This is a genomic window from Roseibium sp. (assembly GCF_025698965.1).
Taxonomy (GTDB): Bacteria; Pseudomonadota; Alphaproteobacteria; order Rhizobiales; family Stappiaceae; genus Roseibium.
Map to the genome: position 1 here is coordinate 1 of NZ_JAILWL010000223.1, position 10,379 is coordinate 10,379.

General features: G+C 55.3%; 5 protein-coding genes. All 5 read left to right on the top strand.

Annotated features, from left to right (window positions below; genetic code table 11):
- Window positions 1-824 (top strand): lytic murein transglycosylase (locus K5905_RS17965; RefSeq protein ID WP_297586315.1); only part of this gene is annotated, 824 nt, incomplete at its 5' end.
- Window positions 825-987: 163 nt separating this feature from the next.
- Window positions 988-1,629: a ParA family partition ATPase gene (parA, locus tag K5905_RS17970; RefSeq protein WP_297586317.1), complete on the top strand. Its 642-nt coding sequence runs from the start codon at window positions 988-990 to the stop codon at window positions 1,627-1,629.
- A 199-nt stretch (window positions 1,630-1,828) separates the two neighbouring features.
- Window positions 1,829-7,375: an alpha-2-macroglobulin family protein gene (locus K5905_RS17975; RefSeq protein WP_297586318.1), complete on the top strand. Its 5,547-nt coding sequence runs from the start codon at window positions 1,829-1,831 to the stop codon at window positions 7,373-7,375.
- Window positions 7,376-7,466: 91 nt separating this feature from the next.
- The gene (gene pbpC / locus K5905_RS17980) at window positions 7,467-9,515 is read left to right on the top strand and encodes a penicillin-binding protein 1C (RefSeq protein WP_297586320.1); all 2,049 of its coding nucleotides are present in this window, start codon (window positions 7,467-7,469) and stop codon (window positions 9,513-9,515) included.
- Window positions 9,516-10,166: 651 nt separating this feature from the next.
- Window positions 10,167-10,379 (top strand): porin (locus tag K5905_RS17985; protein ID WP_297586322.1); only part of this gene is annotated, 213 nt, incomplete at its 3' end.

The following is a 10,379-nucleotide window of genomic DNA, read 5'->3' on the forward strand; positions in this document are numbered from 1 at the left end:
AAAGCGATTATGGCCAGTTCCGGGGTGACTTCTATACACCTCACGCACTTGCAAATCTGGTCTGCGCCGGAAAGAGACGGCAAAAATATTTCCGTGGCGAATTGATCAAGACGTTGCAGATTGCTTCGCGCGGCGATGTACCGGTTGGCGACTTCCGGGGGTCTTGGGCCGGGGCGTTCGGCCAAACGCAATTCATGCCGAGCACCTACAACAGTCTGGCGGTCGACTTTGATGGAGATGGCAAGAAAGATCTGGTGAATTCCGTCCCCGATGCCTTGGCTTCAACAGCAAATTTCCTGAAAAACGCGGGCTGGCGGGATAGTCGGCCCTGGGGCTTTGAAGTCAAGGTGCCAAAGGGTTATTCCGGACCTTCAGGCCGCAAGAAAGCAGCGTCTCTGAGCACATGGGGCAAGAGGGGGCTGACAAAAATCGATGGTGGCAGGTTATCCGGGAAGCTTGAAGCAGCACTCATCCGGCCAGCAGGCGCAAACGGACCGGGATTTCTCGTAACCCGGAATTTCCGTGCATTGAGATCCTACAACGCCTCGACGTCCTATGGTCTGGCCATCGCGTTGCTTTCTGAACTCGTCTCTGGCGGGGACCCGTTCAAAACCCCTTGGCCGACCGATAACCCGGGCCTGTCGCGGGCGCAACGACTGGACTTGCAAAAACTGCTGAACAAGAACGGCTTCAATGTCGGTGAGCCGGATGGCAAGGTCGGTCCCGCCACGCGTGCAGGGATTCGAAAGGCGGAAGCGAAATACGGCATGCCGGTGACCGGCAGACCCTCTTGGAATGTCTATTATGCGCTAGGTGGTCGGTAGTCTTTTAAAATCAACAAGATGCGAAGGGAGTAATCAAACGTTCCGCTGGTGAACAAGGTCATATTTCTTCGGTCGCGACCAGTTTATATCGCTCTGCAAGAAAGTTTTATTGCATTGCAGCAGAAGGCGGCGCATTCTGTCGCTGGCTTTCTGGAGGTATTGCATGTCTGGTCGGATCTTGACTGTTGCGCAACAAAAGGGCGGTTCGGGAAAAACCACGTTGGCAGCTCATCTCGCAGTTGCCCTGGCGAAAAAATCCGGCGAGCCGGTTGCGGTACTTGATGTCGATCCGCAGGGGTCGCTTGGAACCTGGTACGAAGCCAGAGAAGGCAAGTTCGGAGATGACGGGACCGGTTTGGAGTTTCGTACGGCGTCCGGATGGGGCGCCCGGCGCGAAGCAAGGTCGCTGGCAAGATCTCATGGGTATGTTGTGGTCGATACGCCTCCCAAAACCGACACGGATGCCCGACCCGCCATTGATGCGGCTGATTTCGTCATCGTTCCGGTCCAGCCGACACCGGTGGACTTGTGGGCAACATCCCAGACAATCGATATGGCAGAGCGCGAAAGCACGCCGACTTTGCTTGTGTTGAATCGTGTTCCGCCGCGTGCATCTCTGACCGGTGAAATGGCGGATGCCATTGCTGCGTCCGGCTATGATGCGCTGGATGCCCGGCTAGGAAACCGGACCGTCTATGCCGCCGCAATGGGCAAGGGTGTCGCCGTGACCGAGGAAGCGCCTACCAGCAAAGCAGCCCAGGAGATTGATCGTTTGATCGATGAACTTGTTCACCGGGTTGGCTGATAGAGCGTCTGCAGATTTTCCCTGGACCGTTTTCATTTTGAGCGAACAATTTGAAAACGATCCAACTTATTGTTTTTGCAATCCCGGACAGAAATCCGGTTCCCACTTTTCCTGAGATTGCTCTTACGTCATTTTTGCCTTGTGCTTGTCACGTTCCGGTGCCTTGATAGAGAAAATTCTCGGCCCGGGAGGACTGGCCATGATTCTTTTTTCGAATGTTTTCAATCGTGTCTGCAAAAAAATCGATCTGTGTGTCCGAACCTACTCGAAGCCTTTATTCCTGTCGCTTCTGATTGGTTTCGGGACAGGTCTTGCGGCTACCGAGGGGCAAGCACAAGACAAGCGTATCGTTACGATCGACGATGCAGACTTCTTCGGCAGTGATTACCGGACCGTCAAGGATGTCGACCTCGAAGGATGCAAGTGGGCATGCCTGCAGGATAATCAGTGCCGTGCCTTTACCTTCAACACGTCTGCCGGATGGTGTTTTCTGAAATCGGACTTTGGCGAACTTCAGAGCTTTGTCGGGGCTGTCGCCGGCCGGGTGGTCGAAGTTCGACAACCGCGTGTCGATCTCAGTGCCGACAGGAAAACCGAGCTCGTGTTTCTGCCAAACACCCAATTGGACGGTGCGGAGACCTATTCACGCAGCATTGCCAACTCCATTCGAACAAGCGATCAAACCGCTGACCAGCTCCGTCGCAACGGTCTGGATGCTCTCAACGCCAGGAACGGAGCGCTGGCGGAAGCGGATTTTCTTCAGTTGGTAGTACTTGAGCCCGGCGATTTCGAAGCCTGGGTTCAACTGACGACCGCGTTGCTCCTGCAAAATCCCGACAACTGGCAGGACAGGCTCGACAAACGCAAAAATGCTGTTTCGGCGGCGATCAATGCCTATTTACGTGCGATTAATTCTCAAGAACAGGCTTTTGCACTCGATCTTCTGGGCAGGTCTCTGGAACGGAACGAAGAATACAAGTCGGCGATCAAGGCGTTGCGCGCGTCGCTGGCCCTTGAAAGCGATGCGAATGTGCGCCGTCGCTATGAGGAACTGGTTGCGCAGCACGGTTTTCGGATTGTCGATCATCAAGTCGACTCAGACAGTGTGACACCGCGCATCTGTCTGATATTTTCGCAAAAATTGCCGCTCGGTGAAGATTTGAGTCCTTATGTCTCCGTTAAAGGCGCGGGGAACCTGTCGATTGAGACCGAGGGGAATCAGATTTGCGCTGACGGATTGGAACATGGCGCACGTTATCAGGTGACAGCTCGCAGTGGTCTCCCTGCCGCAGACGGAGAAAAGCTTGAGAAATCGGCAAACCTTTCAATCTACGTGAGAGACAGGTCGCCGTCGGTTCACTTTCTCAGCCGCTCTTATGTGCTTCCTTCGGGTGGGAAACCGACCATTCCAATCATTTCGGTGAACACATCCGAGATTGAGGCTGGCATCTACCGTGTTGGCAATCGGTCTGTCGCCGATGTTCTCAGGGACAACAGGTTTCTAAGACAGCTCGATTCCTATCAGGCCGACCAGATTGAAGACGAACTGGGCGAAAAAGTCTGGTCAGGCATTGTTGAGACGGAAAATCAGCTTAACCAAGATATCACGACTGCAATTCCTCTTTCCGAAACCGGGATTGAACTAAAGCCCGGCATCTATGCGATGACGGCACGGGCGAAATCCGATCGTGAAACCAGGTGGGGTGGAAGTCTTGCCACACAGTGGTTCCTGGTGTCCGATCTCGGCCTGACCGCTCTGACCGGGAACAATGGAATTTCAGCAAACATCCGCTCGCTTTCGTCAGCGCAGGCGCTGGAAGGGGTGAGTGTCAGGCTCCTGGCCGTGAACAATGAGGTACTGGCAGAAACATCTACCGATACGGATGGGTTCGCCCAATTCGCTGCCGGTCTCATCCGCGGGCGCGGTGGTAAGGCACCAGGCGTACTGGTCGCGGAAACAGGCGAGGGGGACTATTCCTTCCTGGATTTGCGTAAACCGGCATTCGACCTTTCGGATCGCGGTGTTGAGGGAAGGCCGGCCCCCGGACCGCTCGACGTATTTGCCTGGACAGACCGCGGAATATACAAGGCCGGGGAAACCGTGCACACACAGGCGCTGTTGAGAAACGCCACAGCCACAGCCCAGGAAAACTTCCCGCTGACATTTGTGTTCAATCGTCCGGACGGAGTGGAGCATGCCCGTTTTACTGTGGAGGACAATGGCCTTGGCGGGCATCTTCATGATTTGAACTTGAGCCAGTCCGCACAGCAAGGCATCTGGTCCTGGAACATATATGCTGATCCCAAGGGACGTGCGTTGGCCCAGGAAACGTTTCTGGTCGAGGACTATCAGCCGGAACGTGTCGATTTTGAACTGAAAAGCGATGCAGTTTCATTCAGCCGGGCAGCACCAACCAATGTGTCGCTGGACGCAAAGTTTCTTTATGGGTCTCCGGCGAGTGGCCAAAGCCTTGAAGGGGATATTCTCGTCAAGCCGGTCCGAACCCTGAAGGCTTTCCCGGGTTATCAGTTCGGCCTGGAAGGCCAGGAAACCTATTCACAGCGCGGTGCGATTCCTTCCGGCTTGAAAACGGATAAGGCGGGCAAGTTGTCCTTTGAGGTCAAGTTGCCTGAACTGCCTGAGACGACCTTGCTTTATGAAGGCGATTTGATCGCGCGTCTTGTTGAGGCCGGTGGACGCTATGTCGAGCGACATCTCGATTTGCCGGTTGCTCTGGACAGCCCGCGTATCGGTATCAAGCCTGCATTTGACGGTGGTGTCGACGAGGGTGGTCCTGCCGATTTTTCCATGATTGTGGTCGGAGTGAATGGACAGGAGCGAAGTGCGACCGACCTGTCCTGGACACTTTCGAAGATCGACCGCCGCTATCAGTGGTATCGGCTCGACGGACGATGGTCTTTTGAACCGATAACCAGTTCGAGGCGTGTTGCCAGTGGGTCGATCGATTTCAAGGCGGGCCAACCGGCCCGGTTGTCTCTTCCGGTTGAATGGGGAGAATATCGGCTGGATATCCAGGGCAGTGGAGACCTGCAGACGGCGTCCAGCGTTAATTTCAATGCCGGATGGTATACCGCTGATGCGACATCGGAAACACCGGACTATCTTGATGTCGGACTGGACAAGGCGAGCTATCGACCGGGCGAGACGGCGAAATTGCGCTTGAAACCGCAAATGCCCGGTGTTGCCGTTGTGAACGTGGTCTCCGGTGGATTGATCGCCAGCCAAGTGGTGGAAGTCGCCGGCGACGAGACTGAAGTTGATATCCCGGTCAGTGACGATTGGGGGGCTGGCGCCTACATCACCGCAAGTCTCTACCGCCCCATGGACCTTCAGGAAAAACGCATGCCGTCGCGGGCAATCGGTTTGTCCTGGTTGCAGGTGGATCCTGGAGATCGGGTTCTGGAAGTTGAACTTGCCGCACCAACCCGGATCCTTCCGGAAACCAGGCTTGAAGTGCCAGTTCGACTGGCCAATCTGGAGCAGGGGGAAAAGGCATTCCTGACGGTCGCTGCTGTTGATGTCGGCATTCTCAACCTGACCGGATTTGAGACCCCCGATCCGGACAACTGGTATTTCGGTCAACGGCGCCTTGGGACTGATATTCGTGATCTCTACGGTCAGTTGATTGATCGCATGGCTGGTGCGCTCGGCCGAGTGCGCTCAGGTGGAGACGCCATGGGAATGCGCCTTGAGGCTCCGCCGCCAGATGAAGAACCCGTTGCACTCTTTTCCGGTCTTGTTGAGATGGGCCCTGATGGAGAAGCCTTGGTCACGTTCGACGTTCCAGCTTTCAATGGCGCGCTTAAGCTTATGGCCGTTGCCTGGACAAAGGATGGGGTCGGGCATGCCGACCAGGAAATCGAGGTGCGTTCACCAATTGTTATGACTGCCAGTGCTCCTGCCTTCCTTGCACCAGGGGACCAATCTCGGCTTGCTATTGAGATTGATAATGTCGACGGACCAGCAGGTCGCTATGAGCTCGAGGTTTCTGCCAGCGAAGGCCTTCTGCTTGATGGAGGCAATACTCGCGGGACACGTGATTTCAACATTGATGCGGGGGCAAAAACTCTGACCCTGATGCCGGTGCGTGCCGGGGACAGCCCGATTGGCGGCGAGGTGATTGCATCGCTGACCGGACCGGAAGGCAAGGTTTTTGTTAAACGCTTCGGCCTTGACGTCAAAGATACACAGCCGAGGATCGTTCGCAGCTCCTCGTTCAAGTTGGCATCAGGGGACAATTTGACCTTGTCCGAAGACAGTTTCGACGGTTTGCGGTCTGAAACCGTTGAAGTGACTTTGACGGCCGGAGGAGCAGCCAATATTGATATCGCCGGTCTGTTGGCCGCCCTTGATCGCTATCCTTACGGCTGCACGGAACAGACAACCAGCCGTGCTCTGCCCTTGCTGTATTTGAGCGAAGTTGCCGAGGCCGCGGGATTGGGTACGGACGACGCCATTCGCAAGCGCGTGGTCAAGGCGATTTCTTCAGTTCTGGCCAATCAGTCTGCTTCTGGGGACTTCGGTCTCTGGAACAGCTATGGTGATGGAGATACGTGGCTGGATGCCTATGTGACCGATTTTCTGACACGATCCCGCGAAAAGGGATACAGAGTGTCGGATCTGGCATTTACAACAGCGCTGGACAACCTGGAAAACCGGATCGCATACGCCTCCGACTTTCAAAACGGTGGTGAGGGCATTGCGTATGCGCTCTATGTCCTTGCGCGCAATGGACGCGCGTCGATGGGCGATCTTCGCTATTACTTCGACGCCAAACTGCAAAGTTTCGCAACACCCCTGGCAAAGGCTCAAATCGCCGCTGGATTGGCTCTCTACGGCGAACAGCAGCGTGCGACGTCCGGTTTCGAGGCGGCACTTACCGCCTTGCCAAATGACAAGCAGCAAACTTATCGGGACGATTTCGGATCCGTTCTTCGAGACAGCGCGGGTGTAGCGGATTATGTCGTTTCCGCTTCGATGGGAGATAGTCTTGAGAAACAGGCCGTGGATCTCTTGCGAACAGCGCAGGATAAAACGGCAAGTCGATCCACGCAGGACATGGCCTGGCTGCTGCTTGCAGCGCAAGCGTTGAATGACTCGGCAGAAAGCGCCAGGATTTCGGTGCGCGGAGAAGAAACACCCGGCAGGCTGGCCTGGTCGCTGACAGGCACGAGCCTGGCTGATGCTGCTGCGGAGATCAAAAATAATGGCCCGTCGGCAACAGACCTTCTGGTTTCCATTGCAGGGCAACCTTTGACGCCGGAACCGTCAGGTGGAAAGGACTATTCGATCGAACGCACGGTCTATGATCTGAATGGTACGCCGGTGAACCCGGATGCGGTTCCGGTCAATACGCGGCTGGCAGTCGTGCTTACCGTTCGGGCATTGACCGATCAGCCGGGGAGATTGATGGTGGTCGACAGGTTGCCTGCCGGTCTGGTGATCGACAACCCGCGATTGGTTCGATCAGGAGATGTGGGCGGTCTTTCGTTCCTGTCGACGATCGACCAGCCGGAGCATAGCGCGTTTTATCAGGATCGGTTCGAAGTCGCGGTTGATCAGACCCGCCAGAGCGGGCGGGAGTTGACGTTCGCCTATTTGGCACGTGCAGCGACGCCGGGCGATTTTGTTCATCCGCCTGCGACTGTAGAAGACATGTACCGACCTGACCGGCAGGCGATAACGGATACTGACCGGTTCATCGTTTTGGGGCCAACCCGATAGGGCTGGGGCAATGAAAAGGAAATCCTGGCAAGCATGGCGAAAATACCGTTGGCGAGTGGCCGCCATCGGAATTTGTGTCTGTGTTGCTTGCTTGGCCGGGGTCGCAAAGGTCTATCGTGATTACGAGGCTCTTGCCTTGCCGCCACAAATCTCGGACTTGCCCGTGTCGGTCGTGGTTCTTGACCGGGACGATCGGTTGCTGAGGGCTTTCACCAGCCAGGACGAAAAGTGGCGTTTGCCGGTGGAGCTGGACAACGTTGATCCGCTCTATTTGAAAATGTTGCTCAGCTTTGAAGACAAGCGTTTTTATCAGCATTCCGGGATCGATGTCAGAGCGTTGCTGCGTTCCGTTCTGCAAAGCATTCAAAGTGGCCGGATCGTTTCGGGTGGATCGACGCTGACCATGCAGGTCGCCCGATTGCTGGATGAAAAGCCGACCAAGTCCCTGAAACGGAAGTATCAGCAGTTCCTCAAGGCGGTGCAGCTGGAAGACACGTTTTCCAAAGATGACATTCTTCAAGTCTATTTGCTGCGGGCTCCATTCGGTGGAAACATCGAAGGGGTTCGTGCCGCCAGTCTGACCTGGTTCGGCAAGGAGCCGACACGTCTGACACCTGCTGAAGCTGCCTTGCTGGTAGCGCTGCCGCAAAGCCCGGAAACCCGGCGCCCAGACCGGTCACCGGAAAATGCCCGTGTTGCAAGAAACCGGGTTCTCGCGCGCGCTGTATCTGCCGGTGTCCTTTCGAAAGATGTGGCAGATTCGGCAGCTGTTGAACCTGTCAGGACCCGGCGGTTTGCAATGCCTATTTTGGCGGCGCATGAAAGCCGGCATATCCGCTTCAGGACGCCCCAAAAAACCGTTCACCGCCTGACGCTCGACCGCGATCTGCAAATCAGAATGGAAAACATGGCGCGCCGGAAGATCAGCGCTTATCCGGCACCGATTTCAATGGCGATTGTCGTCGCCGATCATCAGGATGGAGAGATTCTGGCAAGCGTCGGTGCACCGGACCTCCTCGATGACAGCAGGGCAGGGCACGTTGACATGACGCGTGCGATTCGTTCGCCCGGGTCGACATTAAAGCCCTTCATCTACGGTCTCGCCTTCGAAGAGGGGATCGGTGTCCCGGAAAGTCTGATTGTCGACCGGCCGACCGAAATCGGCGGTTACCAGCCTGCCAACTTCGACAAGGCCTATCAAGGCACTGTGACATTGCGCGAAGCGCTGCAATTGTCCTTGAATACGCCGGCAATCCAGCTTTTGGATGCGGTCGGGCCGGCAAGGTTGCTTGCACGCCTGAAGCGCGCAGGCATTCGGCCGGTTCTGGAGCGAGGCGCTGCCCCGGGGCTTGCCATCGGTCTTGGCGGTCTCGGTTTGTCGCTGAGAGATCTGACCCAGGCCTATTCAGCGTTGGCCAGGGGCGGGGAACCGGTACTTTTGAGCATCTGCCGTGGCGAATGCGGGCAAGTAAGTGAAGCTTTGAACTCGGCCAGAGTTCTCTCTGACAAGGCAGCCTGGCATGTAGGCGATATCTTGTCGGAGTTGCCGCAATCAAGCGGCGAAGCGGTCTCTCAAGTCGCCTACAAGACCGGCACCGCCTATGGATTTCGAGATGCCTGGGCGGTCGGTTATGACGGGCGGTATGTGGCTGCAATCTGGATAGGACGTCCGGATGGATCACCAGTTCCGGGCGAAACGGGATCAAGCGCTGCGGTACCTTTGCTTCTTGAAGTGTTTCAGAAGCTTGGACCTGAGCGGGTTCCATTGCCGGAGGCGCCAGCGAGCGTGTCCGCACTTTCTGCCGCTCCCGTACCAATAGCACTGCAATATGCGCGGGTTCAAAAACGCATAAGCAGGCGTAACGGTGCAGATGAATTGCGGATTACATTTCCTCCCGATGGAGCCGAGATGGATCTTGGGCTTTTACAAAACGGGAATGATCAAGCGCCAGAAGTGCCGCTTGTGGTCAAGGTGAGCGGTGGCAAGCAGCCTTATTCTCTATTGATCAACGGGTCGCCGCAAAAGACCAACGGTTTCGACAATCAATTTGTCTGGCGTGCTGAAACGGTGGGTTTCACGAATGTCACTGTATTGGATGCGGATGGCCGTTCGGCGCGAGTCGCAGTCGAACTGAAATAGATCGACTCACCCCGTTTCTTGCTGCGTGAGTCGCGATTCATCCGGATATTTGATCCCAAAATGCCTTTCTCCACTATTCGCAACCTCTGGCATGGGAAAAAACCGTGTTTCGCGTCGGTCGTGGCAAGTTGTGATGGGAGGCGTGGCGTGGCCCTGGTTGGAAAGTACAACTTTTAGTTCAAGTAAGTTGTGTAGAGTTTATTTCTATTTTGATCGAGTCTACCGGCAGCCCAATTTCATATTTTACCTATTGGACAAATTTGAGACTCGCAATCTTGGAGTCGAAAATTATGAAGACTCCAGTTCAACTGGAAGAGGAGAAAAATTACCTTGGGTAAGTATTTTTGCATTGCGCAAAAATCCGCTGTTTCGGGTTTCGGCATTACGCTTGGTAACTCGAAAAAACTATTTAAAACAATATGTTGCAAGAATGACACATCGCAACGATGCAGTGTTGTGATGCCAAATTTTGGAGTTGATGCGCGAGTTTGAGTCTGGTTGTTACAACCTGCGACCGGCGAGAAATCGCTGACCGAAATGTTCTTCACGGTGCCTCTGCAGGCACTTTCATTTCAAATCGCGGGGACGGAACTGCACGGGCATTGAGCGCCTGTCACGGTTCCAACAGAAATTGACTTTTGGAGGTCAGACATGAAACTCAAGAGCTTGATGCTCGGTGCTGCAGCAGTTGCTACAGCAACCACTGCCCAGGCAGCCGATCTTCCGGTTGCTCCGGAGCCGGTTGATTACGTTCGCGTTTGTGACGCATACGGCGCACGCTTCTACTACATCCCGGGCACTGAAACCTGCCTGCGCGTTGGTGGTCGTGTTCGTACTCAGTTCGTTGTCAACAACGTTCTGGAC

What these genes read in the sequence shown, in the direction of transcription:
- parA (WP_297586317.1), top strand. Translation starts at nt 988, where the DNA reads ATGTCTGGTCGGATCTTGACTGTTGCGCAACAAAAGGGCGGTTCGGGA.
- K5905_RS17975 (WP_297586318.1), top strand. Translation starts at nt 1,829, where the DNA reads ATGATTCTTTTTTCGAATGTTTTCAATCGTGTCTGCAAAAAAATCGAT.